Here is a 19,505-nt window from a genome sequence, read left to right on the forward strand (position 1 = left end):
TGAGCATTGGGTATGATAACAAGACGAAATCGGCAAGTCTGAACGCCATATTTTCCGTTCTGTCCGTTTGACAGGGATAGGACATAGGTTTAATATTCTAAGTGTACATTATTTTTATTTAAAAGAAGAGGGGTCTTTTATAATGGATATCAAAGAAGTTGCAAAAAAATACGCTGATTACCAGATCAACATGAGACGGTATTTTCATGAAAATCCGGAACTCAGCGAAAAAGAATTCAATACCAGTAAAGTAGTCAAAGAAGAACTCGATAAAATCGGCGTACCCTGGGTTCCCTGCGGACTGGAAACGGGCGTACTCGCTACGATTAAAGGCAGCAAGCCTGGCAAAACCATTCTCCTCCGCGGCGATATGGATGCCTTGACGGTAACAGAAAAAACAGGCCTTCCTTTTACCAGTAAAAATCCCGGTGTCATGCATGCCTGCGGCCATGACTGCCATATTTCCATGATGCTGACCGCCGCTCATATCCTGAACGATATGAAGGAAGACCTCTGCGGTACAGTCAAACTGGCTTTCCAGCCGGCTGAAGAAGTAGCCACCGGCGCTCCTGCCATGATCAAAGACGGGGCACTGGAAGGCGTAGACGGCTGCTTTGCCATTCATGTCTGGTTCGATGTCGATGCCGGCCATATTTCCTGTGATGCCGGCCCCCGCATGGGCGCCGCCAACATGTTCACCATTGATGTCACCGGTAAAGGCGGCCATGGTGCAACACCGCACAACTGCACCGATGCCGTCGTCGTACAGGCCGCTATCATCAACAACCTGCAATCCATGGTCAGCCGTGAATTCTCCCCGATGGAACCAGTCGTCGTTACCGTTGGTGAAGTAAAAGCCGGTTACCGCTGGAATGTCATCGCCGAAAGCGCTCATCTCGGTGGCACGTCCCGCTGCTTCAGCAAAGAAATTTTCACAGCTCTGCCGAAAGTCATCGACCGTATTGCCAGCGAAACGGCAGCTGCTTACCGTGCAACGGCCGTTACCAAAAACACGGTTCTCTGCCCGCCGGTCATCAATGATGAACACATGGCTGACGTCGTCAAGAATGCATCCCGCAAAGTCATTGCCCCCGATGCACCGGCAACAGTACCGGCTACGATGGGCGGCGAAGATTTCGCATTCTTCATGGACAAAGTACCTGGCTGCGTCTGCCAGCTCGGTATCCGCAACGAAGCCTGCAAAGCTATTTATCCGCAGCATTCCTGCTACTATACAGTAGACGAAAGCGCTCTCCTGGGCGGTGCTATGCTCTATGCCCAGACAGCACTGGATTTCAATGCTGAAAAATAATCTGTCCTCATCCCGCAAAAAGACCTGCCGCACATGCAGCAGGTCTTTTTATTACGTTCAAATCATCATTATACTTTTGCCATCTTGGACATGGATACATGCCCCGGTTCCCAGGAAACAATATGTCCCGTCCGGAGTGACTCCGGAACGTTGATTGTACGCTGGTTGCTGGATCCCTTGAAAAGAAGGGTAACGTCTTTTTTCTCCAGTACAAATTCTCCATCGACGAGAACGTCAATATAGGACAACAGCTCTTTCGTTTCCGGTACACTGGATACCATATGCCCCAGCAGATCCCGGTCAAAAAGGTATCCCGTAAAGCACCATACATCCTTATGAGGATAGGTCTGCCGGACCCGCCGCAACAGAGGAAGCAAGCCCTTCTGATTGACTGGTTCCATGGGTTCTCCTCCCAGAAGAGTCAGTCCCTGATAGCACTCTTCCCCCAGTAAGGTGATAATCTTGTCTTCTGTTTCCTGTGTATATGGTTTTCCATAAGAAAAGTCCCAGGTCATGGGATTAAAACATCCATTGCAATGGTGTGTACAACCGGATACGAATACACTCAGCCGCACGCCCGGACCATTGGCTATGTCGTATTCTTTTATTTCTGCATAATTCATGATTCTGCCTCCGCGATGAAAGGAGGAGCTGTCTCAGGCAGACAACTCCTCTATGGTCAAACATTTTTCTATTCTTACAAATGAAGCACCCGGTCTTTGATTTCCTGGGTACGTCCCTGGTTCCAGAACTGGGTACCGATGTATCCGCAGGTCCGGCGTGCAACGGACATCTTGCTCTGGTCCCGGTTGCCACAGTTCGGGCATTCCCAGACCAATTTTCCGCTGTCATCTTCTACGATTTTGATTTCACCGTCATATCCACAGACTTCACAGTAATCGCTCTTCGTATTGAGTTCTGCATACATAATATTGTTATATATGTATTTCATGACTGTCAGGACGGCCGGAATATTATTCTGCATATTCGGCACTTCAACGTAGCTGATGGCACCGCCGGGAGAAAGGCGCTGGAAATCGGCTTCGAATTTCAATTTATGGAACGCATCAATCGGTTCCGTCACATGGACGTGGTAACTATTGGTGATATAATTTTTATCCGTTACGCCTTTAATGATGCCAAACCGTTTCTGAAGGCATTTGGCAAAGCGGTATGTCGTCGATTCCATGGGCGTGCCATATACAGAATAACTGATATTTTCAGCCTGCCGCCATTCCTTGCATTTGTCATTGAGACGCTGCATGACAGACAGGGCAAACTCACGGCCTTCCGGTGTCGTATGGGATTTACCGAGCATGCGCATACACATTTCATAGATGCCCGCATATCCGAGGGAAATCGTCGAATAGCCATTATACAGAAGCTTGTCAATCGTTTCCCCTTTCTTCAGCCGTGCCAGAGCGCCATACTGCCAGAGAATGGGAGCTACGTCCGATACGGTGCCACAGAGACGTTCATGACGGCAGCGCAGGGCACGGTGACAGAGTTCCAGGCGTTCATCCAGAATTTTCCAGAACTTGTCCATGTCGCCATCAGACGAACAGGCCACATCGACGAGATTGATAGTTACGACGCCCTGATTGAAGCGGCCATAAAATTTGTGACTGCCATCGGGATTGCGCTGGGAATCTTCGACGGTGAGGAAAGACCGGCAGCCCATGCAGGTATAGACATTGCCCTGTTTCAGCTGTTTCATGATTTTTGCAGAAATGTAGTCCGGCACCATCCGTTTGGCTGTACATTCCGCAGCGAGTTCCGTCAGGTACCAGTAGGGAGCGTCTTCACTGATATTATCTTCATCGAGTACGTAAATCAATTTCGGGAATGCCGGTGTAATCCAGACGCCTTTTTCATTCTTGACGCCCTGCATGCGCTGGTGCAGCACTTCTTCAATAATCATGGCCAGGTCATCCCGGGTCTGGCCTTCCGGTACTTCATCGAGATACATGAACATCGTCACAAACGGTGCCTGTCCATTGCAGGTCATAAGCGTAATGAGCTGATACTGTATCGTCTGGATTCCGCTCTTTACTTCTTCCCGCAGCCGGCAGGCAACGATTTTATCTATAATGGCCGGATTGAGACTTTCTCCGCATACCTTCCGTTCTTCTTCGACCTGACGGCGGATTTTGCGGCGGCTGATATCGACGAACGGAGCCAGATGTGCCAGTGTGAAGGACTGGCCACCGTACTGATTGCTGGCTACCTGGGCAACAATCTGGGTCGTGACGTTACAGGCCGTAAAGAAACTGTGCGGTTTTTCAATCAGTGTTTCACTGATGACAGTGCCGTTCTGCAGCATATCTTCCAGATTGATGAGGTCACAGTTATGTTCTTTCTGGGCATAATAGTCCATATCATGGAAATGAATGATTCCCTGTTCGTGGGCCCGGACAATATCTTCCGGCAATAAGACGCGTTTCGTCAGATCCTTGCTGACTTCTCCGGCCATATAGTCCCGCTGTGTCGAATTGATGACCGGGTTTTTATTGGAATTTTCCTGCTTGACTTCTTCATTCATCTGTTCGATGAGAGCCAGAATGCTATCATCTGTCGTATTTGTTTTCCGGGATATTTCGCGTTTATACCGGTACCGTACATACTTCTGGGCCACTTCATAGCCGCGCATTTCCATAATGCCTTTTTCTACCATATCTTGTATATCTTCGACATTGACGGCATGGGGCTGACTGGCAATATTCTTGGCAATGGTATCCGCTACAGCCCGGATCTGATAACGGTTCATCTGATGAATCCCGCTGACTTCCTGGTTGGCCTTGCTGATTGCATTGATGATTTTGGAAATATCAAAGCCCACTTCCTGGCCATTGCGCTTGATAACATGGGTCCTGACATTGATGCTTTCTGTTTGCTGTACCTGTTCCATACTACATCTCCTTGTGTCTCAAACATACGAGGTATGTCTCTTCTGTATACAAAATATTGTTGATAAATGTTTTGAGAATACTATATATAGTGTCGTTAATACCGTGTATTATGATACTACAAAATAAGAGAAAAGCCAATAGAAGAATTGGTATTTCGCAGGCTTTTGTGAAAACAATATAAGGACACCTTGTCCAGTATCAATTTATCATCTGTTTTATTTTGCCGTTTCTCCCCCCTGCAGGAGTACACAGAAAAACCGGAAGGCCTATAAGAAGTGAATGCCTTCCGGTTATACAATATATAGTGTTTTTTATGACAGACATAAAATTCTGCCCGCGCCCCGTTATCTCGTATGGCCTGTATCTGCCTTTGGCGCTTTTCCTGCCCTGCCGTCAGAAGCTGCCTGCTGCGCTTCCGGTTTCTGTACTTCCGGAAGCAGTCTGCCACCTCCGGGCAGATCCCGTGCAGTCCCTTTCAACCAGGCATTATCCCGGTTATCGGCCTGATAATAAATCGTATATCCGTTGCTGTGAACGTTCGCCAGCGTCGTGTCTTCATCGGTAAAGGCGGTCACATAGGACGTACCCGTTACTTCCCACACAGCATCTTTATCGAGGGAAAGCGATACAGCCCGGGCCTTCTTATCTTTATTCAGGGCCCCTTTAAAATAGGTCTTATCCCGCAGTGCCAGTTTCAGCGAACTGTTCCCGTCTGCCGTGACATCACCGGCAATCATCTGATTGGATACGGCATAGCTGATATCCGTGTCAGCCGGAGTCCCGCTGCCCCAGGTACTGACCTGCATCAGATTGCCATTCCTGCCGGTAAGCTGCAACTGAGAGGAAGAACCATTGCCTTTCCCATCCTGGGAAAGCATGGTCTGCATATTTTCCAGGCTTCGGGACTGATCCTGCCAGATATGGGCAAAGGGGTCTGGCATAATCATAGAATGGTCCATCCAGTCATTGAAAAACTGGCGTTGCACGGCCATATCCCGGTCCATGCGCCGTTCCATCGCATCCATACGCTGTTCTAATTGATCCATCTGGCGTACCAGCTGGCGGTCCCAATCACCGGATGCCGTACCAGCAGCCTGGGAAACGAAGGCAGTATTGGCAAATCCCAGTGCCAGTACCGCAGCGGCAGCCAAGAATTTACATGTTTTATTTTTCATCATTATCTACCTCCTGTTCCCTATTATACTATACCAGTGTCACGATTGTATAACAGCCCCTTGTGTTATTCAGCAATGTGTCTCCGGCAAAAGAATCCTACATGTTGATTGTTACGGGAACCGGATTGTCATTTCTGTATACGGTCTGGTTTCTCTTTCTGCCAGGAGCCGGGTTCTTCAGTTGAATGTTTTTTCTGCAATGACCGGTTTTCTGCCGGTTTCTGTACCACTTTCCGGCCTTTCTTTTTTCCTTTTGATGTCCCGGCAGATGCAGCCATCGCGTTTCCGGAAGGAGACGGAGCCGCAATAGAAGCCGTATCGATAACCGTACCATCCGTCTTGTACGCCGTCACAGTAAACGTATCCGGTTCTACTGCCAGCGTCAGATACATGGGCTGATCCGTAGGATTGTAATAAGCCGCATCACAATACCGTTTCACCGTATCCGTATACGATTCCGTACCGGCACGGCCTGTCGAAATATACGTCGTACCCCCTTCGCCGGGCCTGCCATCTATAAGAGGCTCTGTGCGGGCATAACAATGTTCATGGGCCGTAAAGACCAGTGGTACATGATATTTATCAAAGAGGGGCATAAAATAAGTCCCATTGATATCAGGAAGGGCCCGGTACGTAGCCGTTACTGCCGGCCGGTGCATGAGCACAACCAGCCTCTTTCCCCGTTTCCGGGCGTCTGCCAGGTCCTGATCCAGCCAGGTCACTTCGTGTTCCATCATGTCCGGATACAACTCGTGCAGTTCTTCATAATCCGTATTCAGTGCCGCATAGTGGACATCACCATAATCAAAGGAATAGGCCAGACGGCTCTGTCCTTCCGGGGCACCGTACGGCACAGGAAACAATGCTTTATAGGTATAAGGTTCACAAAATTTCCAATCCAGAGAATAGGCTTCATGGTTCCCAAGAACCGGGGCAATGGGCATATAGGACGTAAGGATATCGGCATTTTCATACCAGGCTTTCCATTGATACCAGGACTGTCCATTATCGCTCAAATCTCCTACGACCGTAAAAAAGGCGGCTCCGGGATGGGCTTCATAGGCAGCTTGTGCCGTTTGTCCCCAGACACTATAATCAGTTGACTGGGTATCACTGAAAACGAGTACTTCATATCGATTGAGCTGTTCCGTCGTCGTATGGAAAGGGAACCAGCCGCTTTCACCGTCCGCATCAGCAATTTCGTATTCATACTCCGTGTCGGGACGAAGGCCCTGCATGTAGGCGCCGTACGTATACGGAGGAACCCATTCCGCATCATATACGGGCGGACGCTTGGGGCTGGTAACAAAGGCTCTTGCTGTTTCACTGCTTCCTTTCTGGCGATACGTAACCGTATAGTCACGGCGTCCGCTGCTATCCTGCCAGGCCACCGTCTTGGCCGTCGCCGAATCGGAAGCCACTATCTGCACCAGATTATTGACAGGAATCGTGTCCGCCAGTACCGGTGCCAGAGAAGCACACCAGAAGGCAGAGAGTATTCCTGCTACGATATGATTATATTTCATCACAATGTCCCTTCTTTATCTCATACTGCATGACCTATTCTAACACGAATAGAAGGACTGGCAAGAGGTATCACACGGACTGGCCGAAATATATCGATGCACTTAGCAGGAAATGTACGTTTCTTTATACAGAAAGAGATGCAGAATCATTGCGACCTGTAGTATAATAAGGTCTGAACCGATTCACTCAATTTTTTATAATAAGGGAGTACAATACCATGATAAATTTTGAACTGATGAATAAACAACTGCGGGCGCTGGCAGAAGCCGATGCTTCCTGGCTTCCTGTTTTTGCCAACGCGTCTGCCCTGCTCTGGGACTGCTTTCCTTCCATCAACTGGGCAGGCTTCTATATCGTCAATCAGGGCAGCCTGCTGCTGGGGCCGTTCCAGGGCAAAGTCGCCTGCATCCGCATCCCCATCGGTAAAGGAGTCTGCGGTACAGCTGTAGCGGAAGACGCGACCCAGCGGATTAACAATGTTCATCTTTTCCCTGGTCATATCGCCTGTGACAGCGCTTCCAATTCAGAACTCGTCATCCCTATCCATCACGATGGCAAAGTCGTAGCCCTTCTCGATATGGACAGTCCTATTTACAATCGCTTTTCGGAAAATGACCAGAAAGATTTGGAAGCATTTGTCCAGACATTGGAAGAAATTACGGAATTCTCATCTATTTCGTTCTAACGAACTGTATCTTTTCTATGTTTCTTATGTTTAATATGCTATAATGGAATAGACTAGTATTCTAGAAAGTCAGAGGAGGGGATTCATTCATGAAACTGTTTAATTTCTACAAAGACAACGAAATCCATCTCGGCATCATTGACGAAGACGGCACGGCCCGCGACGCTACTGCCGGAGGATATCCAGCCATCCCGGCTGCGATGCAGACGACCATAGACGGGACGTACACACTGGATGCCATCAGGACAGCCGCCAAAAATGGCCCGGTTGTCGATATAGATACGGTACGCTTTGCCCCGGCCGTACTCAATCCGGAAAAGATTCTCTGCATCGGCCTCAACTACGCGGCTCATGCCAAAGAATCCAAGCTGCCTATTCCCGACTATCCTACATTATTCAGCAAGTTCAATAACGCATTGAACGCTCACAAGGAACCGATTGTCCTGCCCGATACGGCCTATAAATACGATTATGAAGTCGAACTGGTCATCGTCATCGGAAAAACAGCTCACATGGTAGATAAAGAAGACGCCCTTGATTACGTCTTTGGCTATACCATAGGAAACGATTTTTCTGCCCGTGATCTGCAGATGCGTACCCCGCAGTGGCTGATTGGCAAAACCTTTGACGGCTTCGCTCCTCTGGGACCATACATCGTACCCGCAGCAGAAGCAGATCCGGCTCATTTCCATGTCCAGAGTTTCGTCAATGGAGAACTTCGTCAGGATTCCAATACAAATGACCTGATTTTCGACTGTGCCACTATCGTCAGTTACCTCTCCCAGTATATGACGCTGAAACCGGGAGACGTCATTTTTACGGGCACTCCGTCAGGAGTCATCCTCGGATACCCGGAAGATCAACAGGTCTGGCTGAAAGCCGGCGACACAGTCACCGTAAAAATTGACGGTATCGGCGAACTAACCAACATCCTGACAAAATAATACTTTGGAATTTGTATTTTATATTCTGCATCAGAAAACGGGCCTGCCGCATGACGACAAGCCCGTTTTGTATGCAATTATGCGATTGATGATTCATTGTCTTCTTCATCATCGAGGATGGCTGTAATGGAAGCTTTCGTATCGATCATCTTTCCCAGCCGGTTATCATAATACTTGACACCGGCAGCTCCGCATACCAGGCCGATGACGGCACCGGCAGTACCCCACATAGTCTCTGCGCCCAGGCCATATCCGGCCAGCGCACCGGCAGCCGCCAGGAGAAGGGGCATCATAAAACAAATAAACGAACTCATAGCCAGATGCGAATCATCCACTTCATAACGGACGCGGTTTCCTTCCTGGGCTCCCAGGCCATTATACGCAGTAATCATAACATGTTCTGCTCCGGCGCAGGCACTGCAGGCCACATACAGGAAGTCCCGGCTTACTTTTATCTTTGCCAGACCATCTTCCTTGATTTCTTCAATGGTACCTTCACCTATACGCATAGGAATCCCTCCTTTTATTATATATCAACTAATAATCATTATTCTTTTCGTTTATTATAGCATGCAGGAAGGTAAAACGCAATGCCCCGAAAGGACCATTTTCTATTTTCCCTCTGAGCAGACAGTAACAATCAGGCCCTTCCTATGATACAATATATATATACTGTCAATCAGGAGGTCTTATTATGAGTCTGATCAAAGGAATCCATCATGCAGCATTAAAATGTGCTGATTTAAAAAAATTCGAAGAAACGGTCCACTTTTACCGGGATGTACTCGGACTGCCAGTTCTGCGCCGCTGGGGAAATGGAGAAAAAGAAGGCATCATGTTCGATACCGGTAACGGGCTCATCGAAATCTTCGCCAGTGGAAGTGCCGGCCGTACTACGGGTTCGGTCAATCACTTCGCTCTGGCAACGGATGATACCGATGCCTGCATCGCAGCCGTACGCAAGGCAGGCTATACCATTGCCGTAGAACCCAAAGACATCACCATTGCGTCCCAGCCGCCACTTCCGGCCCGCATCGCTTTTGCTGTCGGTCCCTGCGGTGAAGAAATCGAATTTTTCCAGGAAAAATAGTCTTTGATCTATCCGTACGTACATGCAAAACGGGCCTGCTAACAATCAGCAGGCCCGTCTTGCATATTTTATTTCATGTCATCTATAAGAAACTATCTCCAATCAATGATGATGAGACATAGTCGATACGCCTTTACCAACAGCTTCTTCTTTACCAGGAACTGCAGTTACGGCACCTTCACCGCGTTTCATCTGGCGCATACGGGAAAGGAGACTATGGCGATATCCGTATCCAAAATAGATGCCCAGGCCGATGACCAGCCAGACGACGAAACGGAGTTGTGTTACAGCCGGCAACATAATGACCAGGATGCCGCAGAAAATAATGGACAGAGCCGGAATCACCGGAACGAAGGGGCATTTGAAGGGACGTTCTTTTTCAGGAGCTTTTTTCCGCAGGATAATGACTGATGCCGATACGATAATGAAAGCCGCCAGTGTCCCGATATTGACCATTTCGGCTACGATGCCAATAGGCACGAATCCGGCAAGGATAGAAGAAATAACGGCAACCAGAAGAGAGCTGCGTACAGGAGTCTTCGTTTTGGCATTGATATGGCCAAAGAATTTCGGCAGCAGACCGTCACGGGACATGACAAAGAGGATACGGCTCTGGCCGAGGCACATGACGAGAAGAACGGACGTAAGGCCGCAGATAGCGCCGACCGATACAGCAGCAGCTCCCCAATGATAGCCGACACTCTGGAGCGCAAAGGCAACCGGAGCAGCCGTCGTCTTGAACTGCAGATAGGGAACCATGCCTGTCAGGATTGCCGATACGGCAATATAGAGAATGGTGCAGATAATAAGTGAAAGAATGATGCCACGGGGCAGATCTTTCTGCGGATTTTTAACTTCTTCAGCAGCCGTGGATACGGCATCAAATCCGATGTAGGCAAAGAAGATGATGGAAGCACCGGTAAATACGCCGGCCCAGCCATAGGGCATAAACGGAGTCCAGTTGGACGCTTCTACGTGGCTGACACCGAGGGCAATGAAGAGAGCTACAACTGCTAATTTTATGATAACGATGACATTATTGACAAAAGAGCTCTGTGTAATCCCCTTCATATTGATGAGGGAAATAATCCAGATGATGGCCATGGCCGGTATATTGACCAGCCCGCCTTCTTCCGGAGCCGTGACCAGTGCCTGCGGCAGTACGATTCCCAGATTACTCATGATATTGGAGAAATATCCGGACCAGCCGATGGAAACGGCACTGAGTGCCAGTGTATATTCCAGAATCAGGTCCCAGCCGATAATCCATGCCCAGAATTCACCAAGGGCAACGTAACCGTAGGTATATGCGCTGCCTGCGACAGGAACCATGGCGGCAAATTCGGAATAGCAGAGTGCTGCACAGCCACAGGCCAGGGCAGCGATGATAAAAGAAATAATAAGAGCCGGACCCGAATAATTTGCCGCGGCAATACCTGTCAGTACAAAAATCCCCGTACCAATGATGCATCCGATGCCCAGCATGGTCAGACCAAACGTCCCCAGGACCCGGTTCATCCCCCCGTCCTGCTTCGTCTCTGAAATAAATTCACTGATACTCTTTGTTCGAAACATATTCTTTCCCATATGTACCCCTCCCACATTTTTTAATGCAAAAAGACCGCAATGGCGCAAAGACAAAAGCACTAATCCGTACTTTTGTATCCGCGCCATTGCGGTCTTTATTGATAGGTACATTATACGCTTATTTTTAATATTGTAAAGAGATGTTTAAAAATAATTTAACTGAAATAATGTATATATTTTTAATGAATAATGTTTTTGCTATGTAATCTTAATTTTTATTACGCAACGTTCATGTAGGCATCTACAGATCAATAACCGGGATAATCGTTTCTGTCAGGCAGTTTCATGAATTTCCGGTTCCGGCAGTACAAACGAGCAGGCTGCGGCCCCTATCGTGCAGGCCGTAATGACTTCCATCGCCGCCAGCAGGCCATACATATCGGCAACCCATCCAAGGACGGGAACGAGCATGCCCCCAATGCTGAAAGCCAGCCCCATGGTGACTCCCGATGCAAATCCGATACTGCGGGCCAGGTAGCGCTGTCCCAGGACGACATAAGCCGAATAGGCACCGCTCACACAGAAACTGAGCGGCAGCAGCAAGGCATAGACCATCCAGATTTGCGTCGAAATAGTGATAAATATCATGAGCGGTACAAAAAGGATACAACACAACCGGAGCGTCCATACACAACCGTACCGGTCAGCCAGACTGCCTCCCCAGAGCGTCATGACGATACCCGAAAAGGACAGGACTGACAGGACCAGGCTCCCGGCTGCTTCCGATGCACCCAGAATATGAATGCAGAAAAGGGGCAAAAAGCTAAAGAGCGATGAGACAGCAATGGCCCGGAATATGATGACGATTGTGAGCTTGGAAAACTGACGCCAGTCATTTTTCCCTGCTATGGCACCATCCCGGACGGTTTCCCGGGGCTGTGTGGCAGGAGACACGTCCTGTACGGCCCTGCGGAGAGAGGGAAGAGCCCGTATGAGGAGCAGGGACATCATGACGGCAATAACAGCAAATACAACCATACCGGGCATACCAAAGGAAGTAACGGCTCCGACGACCAGAAGCGGGCCTATGCCAAATCCCCCATTGCCGCCGACGGAAAAAATCCCCATCGCCTTTCCTTCATTTCTTCCGGAAACAGCATGAACCAGACGGGCCGCTTCTGGATGAAACATGGATCCTCCGACGCCCATGAGTGTAACAACTGTAAAAATAGCCCAGTAATCTGAAACAAATCCCGTCAATGCAAAACAGGCTCCTGATAAAAAGACTCCGGCTACTAAAAACCACGACTGGGACAGCTTATCAGCCAGATAGCCGAATATGGGCTGAATGACCGATGACAAAAAGGAAGAGGCAAACATGAGGCCGCCAACGGCAGCATAATCGAGATCATAATACAGGACGAGAAAAGGCAGCAGAGCCGGCAAGGCTCCCCCACTTAAATCCGTACAGAGGTGCCCCGCCGAAAGCAGGTATAAATATCGTTTCATAATGCGCCTCCTCAATCATAAAATACACTGCGCAGGACATGTCCCCAATGCCGTACTTTATCGGGGTTATCCGGCCAGTATTCTGAAAGAAGTGGCATGATTTCATAATCGACGATTTCCATGAGCCATTCTTCTGTATATTCTGTCTGACCACAAAAATATCCATGGCCGATGCAAAAGCCCCGGCCCAGTCCGGGATCTTCGGCAATTTCCGCGTTGAGTTTTTTTATGCAGGTAATCAGTGCCGTAAAGGTATCACTGTCGAGCCGTTTCATATACGATTGGAACCCATCGGAATCAAATTCGGGAATCAGCTCAAAAAAGCCAAACCGGCGGCGCAGGATATAATCGCGGATAGATACATTGTCCGCCATGTTCATCATACCTATGATATAGATATTCTTCGGAACTGAAAAAGGCATACCATTGCAGGAAAGAGTCACCGCCGTCCCCCGGTATGGTTTTTCAATGAGCATCAGCAATTCGCCAAAGATTTTACTGATATTTCCCCGGTTGATGTCATCGATGATGAAAAAGAAAGGCTTATTGGGCATATTGGCAGCCCGCTGGCAAAACCGGTAAAAAACGCCGTACCGGAAGACGTACCCTGTATCCTGAGGCTTATAGCCTGCGACAAAATCATCGTACCCAAAGCTTTCATGAAAATGGACAAATTCAATGCGGCTGTCATCCCGTTCTTTCATCATTGCATAGGCAATGCGCCGCGCCGTATAGGTCTTGCCAACGCCTGGAGCCCCCTGAAGAATGATATTCTGTTTATGCTTCAGGAGTGAAATGAGTGTAGCAAAATGGCCGCGGCTCATATAGACTTCCCGGATAAAATCATCACTGGTATAGGGCTTGACCACCCGCTGATGATCAACGGGGTTTTCGTCACGGATCAGGTCCATGATACAGGTGTATTCACTATGAGTCAGTTTGAATAAATTACCCTGGGGATTTTCAAAATACTCCATCTGCCGCAGTTCCGGCACAGTCTGTAATGCATTGTAGCCAATGGGATGCACCAGACCTTCTACTTTTTCCAGATAAATATTTTCACCGTCACTTTCTTTGACGATTTTACCAATGGCAACAATCTGGCGGACCGGCAGGGACTCATAGCAAATAAGGAAATCCCCGCTTTTCACTTCCAGGAAATTTTCAAAAATACGTCGTTTATTGCCGTTTTCATTATACAGAGAAAAGCTGCGGGGTTCTCCCACTCCCATAGAAGAAAAACTCCACAACACGGGATTGACGCTGAACCACCAGGCAGCATGCCTGCCTTTGGGAAGTGATACATTGGCATATAGGTTTACCCGTGATAAATCGACCTGTCGCAGTGCTTCTGCCAGCTCATCCCGCAATTTCCATATGTACCCGCCTTCGGCATCTTTTTCATCTATTTTACCCACATATAAAATCGGCCACCATTTGGCACGTTCATCCTCTGTATTCAGGACATTGCAATCCGTTTTTTTCGCTACTCTTTTTGCCAGCGATACAGAACAGAAATCATAGAAATTTTTAGGTTCTCCATATTTATTTGCCAGCTGCCGGCACGTCGCCATTCCTCCAAAGTCGAGGAACCGGCGCATCACTTCCAGACTGCTTTCCGTAAACACCGAATCATCCTGAAGCAAAGCGATCCAGTCCTGCACAGATAATTCCGGACTGTAACCGATAGGGAGCCAGTCCGGGTCGCCACTGCCTATTCCTTTTTTCGAATAAATACGGCTGATATACATGCAAAGGTCCACTGTCAGCGTATGACAGGACGTATCAGCCCAGCAGTTATCCCGGCGCTGTGCCCGGTATACCGTCTGCAGTTCTCTGTCCTTTTTAATGACATCACAGATTTCATCGAACAGTTCATACGCCCCGATGAGATTCCCTGCGTGGGCGCCACGGTGAGGCATGAAGGAACTATGGAGTTCTTTTGCTACGACACGACAGTCAGAATAGTTGTACAGATAATAGCGGTCCGGATAGCGGAGCCACAAATAAATACTGATAGCATTCAGTTTCTGATAGTGCTGTTTCCATATGCCTTCGCCATATTCCCGCCGTATATGTTCAGCATCTTCACGGAATCGTTCTACACGGGCAGCCAGATTTTTCTTTTCATCGAACAGATTGGCAAACATGGCCTTGGTCGCATCCCGGTTAACAGCGGCAAACCCACGCATGACCCCGCGGGGATAATAATTGACAGAGGTGAGCAAATCTTTCGTCCGGGCCGTAGCCGCTGTAAACATTTCTTCAAAATCCCGGGCTGCGAAGTCCCATGCCGTCTGAAAACAGCGCACGGCTTCCCACTTATACTTTTCCAAAGGCCAGCGCTGGGGGAAATCTCTTTTATACTCGGCCAGAATGTCCTGCAACTTTTCTATATCGATCATGGCGGTTTCCTTCTTTCTGTTTCGCCCGGGCGGGCATGGATACATGTTAGTTGTATTGTACCATGTTTGCCAGAGAAAATAAAAGAAACCGCCCATAAGACGGTTTCTTCTCCCTATCGTTTCTCTTGTTTTTTTACGCCCGTTTCATCGGCTATATACGGCGGACGGCCTTTGCTTTCATTATAAATACGGCCAATATATTCTCCCATAATTCCCATGAACATGAGCTGCACGCCGCCGATAAACAGAATCACCGAAATAAGAGATGGATATCCGGCGACGTCACCGCCACACAGGAGCGTGCGTACCACGATGAAACACATGTACAGGGCAGCCAGAAAGGCCAGCAGGCATCCTGCAAAGGAAGCCATCCGCAGTGGTGCCGTCGTAAAGCTGGTAATTCCATCTACAGCAAGATTGAACAGCTGCCAGTAGTTCCATTTCGTTTTGCCAGCGGCCCGCGGCGGCCGGTCAAACAGGATTTCTTTCTTTTCAAAGCCAATCCAGCTGAAAAGCCCTTTGGTATAGCGCTGACATTCCCTCATACTGCACAAGGCCTGGACACAACGCCGGTCCAGAAGGCGGAAATCACCGACATCCTGCTGTACCGGCACAGAGGTCAGTTTTTTCAGTAGTTTATAATACACATGACTCGACCATTTTTTAAAAAACGTTTCTCCCTCGCGGCTGTGACGCCGTGCCGAAACATCACGGTAGCCTTTTTCCCACCAGGTAATCATGTCCGGCAGAAGTTCCGGCGGATCTTGCAGATCGGCGTCCATAATGACCAGAGCATCGCCGTCAGCATAGTCCATCCCGGCCAGCATGGCCGCTTCTTTTCCAAAATTACGGGAAAGAGAAATATAAGAAACGCGGTCATCGTTTCCGTAAAGTTCGCGGATGATAGACAAGGTATCATCACGGCTTCCATCATTGACAAAGATAAAGGTGAATTGATAATTCTTTATCTGTTCCAGAACCGCGCAGGTCCGTTCATAAAACTGGCGGAGCACCGCTTCTTCATTATAGCAGGGTACGAGAATATCTATACGTTTCATGGCGATACGCCTTCTTTCAATGGCCGGTTGATCAGTACGGTATAATCTTCTTCTTCGATACGCTGGTAAATACTGCCATCAATAACTCTCAGCGCTTCCTCGAGATATTTCGGCTGCACTACGACAATAACAGGCTGGTCGCTGTGCCAGATATCATACAGATCCTGACTGCCATAATACATGCCGGTCCGTTCCGTATGGTGAATGCCAAACTCCAGTTCACCCATAAAATTAGCAGCCGCCACAGGCCGGTCCAGATAATATACCAGACCGGGAATGAAGGAACCGTACATAATAATCGGTGTATCTTCCGACGGATGGAGAGCCTTGATATCCTGGCTGACCTGATAGGCCGACTGATGATCATGGATCTGCCCCTGTACCTGATGGGCGCCAAGACCAAATCCATAGGCCATACAGCTGAGAATCAGGAAAACAGCAAGGAAACTGCGGCGCTTTTTATAAGACCAGCAGGCCACAACCGTACCGGCAAGGAGAGACGCGATGAGCAGGCCGCCATTTTTCAAAAAATCCGGTATGGTCAGGAAATCCGTATGCATGAGATAGGCAATTCCTGCAACCGTGAACAACAGGCAGAGCACCGAGTTGACAAAAAAGCTGTGACAGAGCCAGCTTTTTTCCCTCCGGCACCGTTCCAGTGATGCTGCCAGGAGGACAGACAAGGGCAGCCAGCAGGGAAGGATATAAGTCGGCAGTTTGGAATCGGAAATACTATAAAAGACATAAATCAGTCCGGCCCAGAGTCCGAGGAATAGTATATCCTGCCGGTGCCGTACTGTCCCGGGACGCCGCAGGATGCCTTTTTTGCTGAAAAATGTCAACAAAAACCCCGTCCAGGGCATTGTCCCTGCCAGCAGGACCGGTACGAAATAATACCAGGGATGAAACCGTTCATGCATTTTCGTGGCAAAGCGGAGAAAATGTTCCCGGATAAAGAAAAAATAGAAAAAGTCAGGGTTCTTCTGGCATACCATATAATACCAGGGCACGGCGATGACCAGGAACAGCATGATTCCCGGCAGATAAAATAATTTCAGGAACAGGCGGGGCCGTTTCGTGCAAAGGGCATACCAGAATATAATCCCGCAGGGGAATACAATGGCAATCAGCCCTTTGGTCAGCATGCCGAATCCCATGAATGCATAAAATAACAGCAGATATTTCTTGTTTTCTGTTCTCTCGAATACATAAAACGTGACCAGGCAGGCGTCAATAAAAAAGGTCAGTGCCATATCGAGGATACCAATAGAAGCGACGATGAGCTGCAATGCCGACGTCGCCAGAATGACAGCTGCCATGATGCCCGTACGGCGGTTGTACATGACTCTGGCAAGCCAGAATGCCAACAGGACATTTCCCAGCCCCGACAGGGCCGGCAGGATACGTCCCGTAAACTCACGGAATCCAAAAATCTCCATAGATAAAGCCGTTATCCAGTACTGGAATATTGGCTTCTCAAAATAGGGCATATAGTCGAAATGAGGCGTAATGTAATCCCCGGAAAGAGCCATTTCCATGGCTACCCGGTGATACCGTCCTTCATCTAATTCAATCAGATGATAGGAACCGATATGAGCCAGGTACAAGAAAGCCGCTGCAAACAATAAAACAAAAAAAATCAGACGCTGATGGCGCCGTATGGCACAATTCATATACATTTCCTCCCACTGTATCCTATTATAGTGACAGTATACAGCTTCTATCTAAACAAAACCTAAACAGTCCTGTAATATTTTTTATATCCCTGATTCCAAAAAAAAGCAGCTGGAACGGAACCCCTTTCCAGGCTGGTTCCGCCTGACAGCCGGCAGAGAAAAACCCTCTATCCAGTATACATGGAATAGAGGGTTTTTACTAGTGCTAAGTATGGATAATCAGGAAGCGGAACCAACTTTTTTGTTCATATTGATGCCAATCGGGAAAATGCAGAGTCCGATGGCAAAGGCCATGAAGAGAATGATAGCCCAGTAATACGCCCCGGTAAGGGTAACGATCATTCCGACCAGAATTGGTACAATGGCACCGCCGATATTGCCCATGAAATTCATGGCACCGGCCACGATGCCGACATCATCTTTCTGGGAAATGGCTGCCGGCATCATCCAGAACGTGGCACCGACCCATTTTTCACAAAACATGGCAACCGACATATATACGATGGCCAATGTCATGGACGTAGCCGTACTGAGCAGATACATGGCGATTGCCATGATGATGCCCAGCCCTGCCAGCGCGTATTTGACGACTTTGCTGGGGTCATATTTCATGCACATCGTATCAATCATATAACCGCCGAACAGGGACCCGATGACACCACAGCCAAAGATAATGAAAATAGAGCCGCCCACTGCCATGAAATTGACTTTAAATACCTGGGACAAATACATGGGGCCCCAGGTCATGAGGCCATACCAGAAGCAGTCGTAGCAGACGAATCCCAGGACCATGCCCCAGAAGGTAACACTGCGCAGATACCGGGGCAGTCCCAGCGACGTCCGGCCGCCACTAGCCATCTGTTCACTTTCATATTCGGCTTTCAGAGCATTATCGATGTATTCCCGTTCAGCCTTGTTAATCATCTTATTTGTGTCCGGCGTCGTATGAACGAATTTATAACAAATGAGAACTACTACCATCGTAAAGACACCAGCACCCATCAAAGCACCACGCCAGCCGCCAAACCAGGCAAGGAAGGCAATAATCAGCGGTCCGCCAATAGCCGTGCCCAGAGCCGATCCGGCATCGACAATAGCTGCACCACGGGTACGTTCATTTTTCGTCAGCCATACAGACTGGAGCTTGCTGCTGGCCGGATAAATCGGCGCTTCCGATGCCCCGAGCAGAGCCCGGACTGCCATAAAAGCAGAACTACTGCTCAAAAAGCCGGTAATAACCTGAAATATACCCCACAAAATCCCTGATCCCAGAATAGTCTTGCCCGGCCCCAGACGGTCCGCAATCCAGCCGGAAGGAATCTGCATCAGCGTATAGCCCCAGAAAAAGGCACTGAGAATGACCCCTACCAGAGCCGGACCAAAATGAAGATCTGCTTCAATGGAAGGCATACAAATAGAAATAACGGCACGGTCGATATAGTTTACCGTACATAATGCCAGTAAGGAGCCAAAGACCATCCAACGGACTTTCGTCGGCTTCTCTGATTGTAACGTAGTCATGTTACTTCACCTCTCTCATTCATCCCTATTCACTTATCCGATCGGAGATATACCAATATATTGGTATGCTAGTGATTTTATTATAAGCCGGTTATCTATAATTGTCAATCCAGTTATGTATAATTCGTATTGCTATTTTGAAATACCTATAAACAGAGAGTCCCATG

At 48.5% G+C, this 19,505-nt stretch carries 15 protein-coding genes; 4 read left to right on the forward strand and 11 right to left on the reverse strand.

Annotated features, from left to right (window positions below; all coding sequences use genetic code 11):
- Window positions 1-142 precede the first annotated feature (142 nt).
- On the forward strand, window positions 143-1,312 hold the full coding sequence (locus tag DW949_RS00275) for an amidohydrolase (RefSeq protein ID WP_118021291.1): 1,170 nt from the start codon (window positions 143-145) through the stop codon (window positions 1,310-1,312).
- A 68-nt stretch (window positions 1,313-1,380) separates the two neighbouring features.
- Here DW949_RS00275 and nrdG read toward each other — a convergent pair whose 3' ends face one another.
- From nrdG to DW949_RS00295, 4 genes are all read right to left on the reverse strand, one after another.
- Window positions 1,381-1,935 (reverse strand): anaerobic ribonucleoside-triphosphate reductase activating protein, encoded by a 555-nt coding sequence (nrdG, locus tag DW949_RS00280; protein WP_118021292.1) that lies wholly within the window; start codon window positions 1,933-1,935, stop codon window positions 1,381-1,383.
- A gap of 74 nt (window positions 1,936-2,009) precedes the next feature.
- On the reverse strand, window positions 2,010-4,220 hold the full coding sequence (nrdD, locus tag DW949_RS00285) for an anaerobic ribonucleoside-triphosphate reductase (RefSeq protein ID WP_118021293.1): 2,211 nt from the start codon (window positions 4,218-4,220) through the stop codon (window positions 2,010-2,012).
- Window positions 4,221-4,565: 345 nt separating this feature from the next.
- Window positions 4,566-5,399, reverse strand: coding sequence for a hypothetical protein (locus tag DW949_RS00290; protein WP_118021294.1), 834 nt, complete (start codon window positions 5,397-5,399; stop codon window positions 4,566-4,568).
- A 125-nt stretch (window positions 5,400-5,524) separates the two neighbouring features.
- The gene (locus tag DW949_RS00295; protein WP_118021295.1) at window positions 5,525-6,922 is read right to left on the reverse strand and encodes a metallophosphoesterase family protein; all 1,398 of its coding nucleotides are present in this window, start codon (window positions 6,920-6,922) and stop codon (window positions 5,525-5,527) included.
- 218 nt (window positions 6,923-7,140) lie between these two features.
- Between DW949_RS00295 and DW949_RS00300 the strand changes: the two genes are divergently transcribed.
- Together DW949_RS00300 and DW949_RS00305 are read left to right on the forward strand one after the other, a co-directional pair.
- Window positions 7,141-7,608, forward strand: a complete 468-nt coding sequence (locus DW949_RS00300; RefSeq protein ID WP_118021296.1) for a GAF domain-containing protein — start codon at window positions 7,141-7,143, stop codon at window positions 7,606-7,608.
- Between the two features lie 89 nt (window positions 7,609-7,697).
- Complete coding sequence (locus tag DW949_RS00305) at window positions 7,698-8,552, forward strand: fumarylacetoacetate hydrolase family protein (protein ID WP_118021297.1); 855 nt, start codon at window positions 7,698-7,700, stop codon at window positions 8,550-8,552.
- A 77-nt stretch (window positions 8,553-8,629) separates the two neighbouring features.
- Here the strand turns inward: DW949_RS00305 and DW949_RS00310 are convergent, their stop codons facing one another.
- Window positions 8,630-9,061 carry a SoxR reducing system RseC family protein gene (locus tag DW949_RS00310; RefSeq protein ID WP_118021298.1) on the reverse strand — a complete coding sequence of 144 codons (432 nt, stop codon included), beginning with the start codon at window positions 9,059-9,061 and terminating at the stop codon, window positions 8,630-8,632.
- A gap of 185 nt (window positions 9,062-9,246) precedes the next feature.
- On the opposite strand from DW949_RS00310, the gene DW949_RS00315 reads away from it, so the two are divergent.
- A complete protein-coding gene (locus DW949_RS00315) occupies window positions 9,247-9,642 on the forward strand; it encodes a VOC family protein (protein ID WP_118021299.1) in 396 nt (131 codons plus the stop codon).
- 102 nt (window positions 9,643-9,744) lie between these two features.
- Here the strand turns inward: DW949_RS00315 and DW949_RS00320 are convergent, their stop codons facing one another.
- From DW949_RS00320 to DW949_RS00345, 6 genes are all read right to left on the reverse strand, one after another.
- Window positions 9,745-11,229 carry an amino acid permease gene (locus DW949_RS00320; protein WP_118021300.1) on the reverse strand — a complete coding sequence of 495 codons (1,485 nt, stop codon included), beginning with the start codon at window positions 11,227-11,229 and terminating at the stop codon, window positions 9,745-9,747.
- A gap of 273 nt (window positions 11,230-11,502) precedes the next feature.
- A complete protein-coding gene (locus DW949_RS00325; RefSeq protein WP_199595655.1) occupies window positions 11,503-12,678 on the reverse strand; it encodes an MFS transporter in 1,176 nt (391 codons plus the stop codon).
- An 11-nt stretch (window positions 12,679-12,689) separates the two neighbouring features.
- Complete coding sequence (locus tag DW949_RS00330) at window positions 12,690-15,083, reverse strand: AAA family ATPase (RefSeq protein ID WP_118021301.1); 2,394 nt, start codon at window positions 15,081-15,083, stop codon at window positions 12,690-12,692.
- A gap of 113 nt (window positions 15,084-15,196) precedes the next feature.
- Window positions 15,197-16,141: a glycosyltransferase family 2 protein gene (locus DW949_RS00335; RefSeq protein WP_118021302.1), complete on the reverse strand. Its 945-nt coding sequence runs from the start codon at window positions 16,139-16,141 to the stop codon at window positions 15,197-15,199.
- On the reverse strand, window positions 16,138-17,814 hold the full coding sequence (locus DW949_RS00340) for a glycosyltransferase family 39 protein (protein WP_118021303.1): 1,677 nt from the start codon (window positions 17,812-17,814) through the stop codon (window positions 16,138-16,140). The genes DW949_RS00335 and DW949_RS00340 overlap by 4 nt, the downstream gene beginning before the upstream one ends.
- Window positions 17,815-18,036: 222 nt before the next feature.
- On the reverse strand, window positions 18,037-19,338 hold the full coding sequence (locus DW949_RS00345; RefSeq protein WP_118021304.1) for an MFS transporter: 1,302 nt from the start codon (window positions 19,336-19,338) through the stop codon (window positions 18,037-18,039).
- Window positions 19,339-19,505 lie beyond the last annotated feature (167 nt).

Origin of the sequence: Megasphaera sp. AM44-1BH (assembly GCF_003467125.1) — a bacterium.
Lineage (GTDB): Bacteria > Bacillota > Negativicutes > Veillonellales > Megasphaeraceae > Megasphaera.

Bases quoted from the DNA above. Each gene is read 5' to 3' on its own strand.
- DW949_RS00310 (WP_118021298.1), bottom strand. From the start codon at position 9,061: ATGCGTATAGGTGAAGGTACCATTGAAGAAATCAAGGAAGATGGTCTG.
- DW949_RS00290 (WP_118021294.1), bottom strand. From the start codon at position 5,399: ATGATGAAAAATAAAACATGTAAATTCTTGGCTGCCGCTGCGGTACTG.
- DW949_RS00275 (WP_118021291.1), top strand. From the start codon at position 143: ATGGATATCAAAGAAGTTGCAAAAAAATACGCTGATTACCAGATCAAC.
- DW949_RS00295 (WP_118021295.1), bottom strand. From the start codon at position 6,922: ATGAAATATAATCATATCGTAGCAGGAATACTCTCTGCCTTCTGGTGT.
- DW949_RS00305 (WP_118021297.1), top strand. From the start codon at position 7,698: ATGAAACTGTTTAATTTCTACAAAGACAACGAAATCCATCTCGGCATC.
- DW949_RS00325 (WP_199595655.1), bottom strand. From the start codon at position 12,678: ATGAAACGATATTTATACCTGCTTTCGGCGGGGCACCTCTGTACGGAT.
- nrdD (WP_118021293.1), bottom strand. From the start codon at position 4,220: ATGGAACAGGTACAGCAAACAGAAAGCATCAATGTCAGGACCCATGTT.
- DW949_RS00335 (WP_118021302.1), bottom strand. From the start codon at position 16,141: ATGAAACGTATAGATATTCTCGTACCCTGCTATAATGAAGAAGCGGTG.
- DW949_RS00345 (WP_118021304.1), bottom strand. From the start codon at position 19,338: ATGACTACGTTACAATCAGAGAAGCCGACGAAAGTCCGTTGGATGGTC.
- DW949_RS00315 (WP_118021299.1), top strand. From the start codon at position 9,247: ATGAGTCTGATCAAAGGAATCCATCATGCAGCATTAAAATGTGCTGAT.
- nrdG (WP_118021292.1), bottom strand. From the start codon at position 1,935: ATGAATTATGCAGAAATAAAAGAATACGACATAGCCAATGGTCCGGGC.
- DW949_RS00320 (WP_118021300.1), bottom strand. From the start codon at position 11,229: ATGGGAAAGAATATGTTTCGAACAAAGAGTATCAGTGAATTTATTTCA.
- DW949_RS00300 (WP_118021296.1), top strand. From the start codon at position 7,141: ATGATAAATTTTGAACTGATGAATAAACAACTGCGGGCGCTGGCAGAA.
- DW949_RS00330 (WP_118021301.1), bottom strand. From the start codon at position 15,083: ATGATCGATATAGAAAAGTTGCAGGACATTCTGGCCGAGTATAAAAGA.
- DW949_RS00340 (WP_118021303.1), bottom strand. From the start codon at position 17,814: ATGAATTGTGCCATACGGCGCCATCAGCGTCTGATTTTTTTTGTTTTA.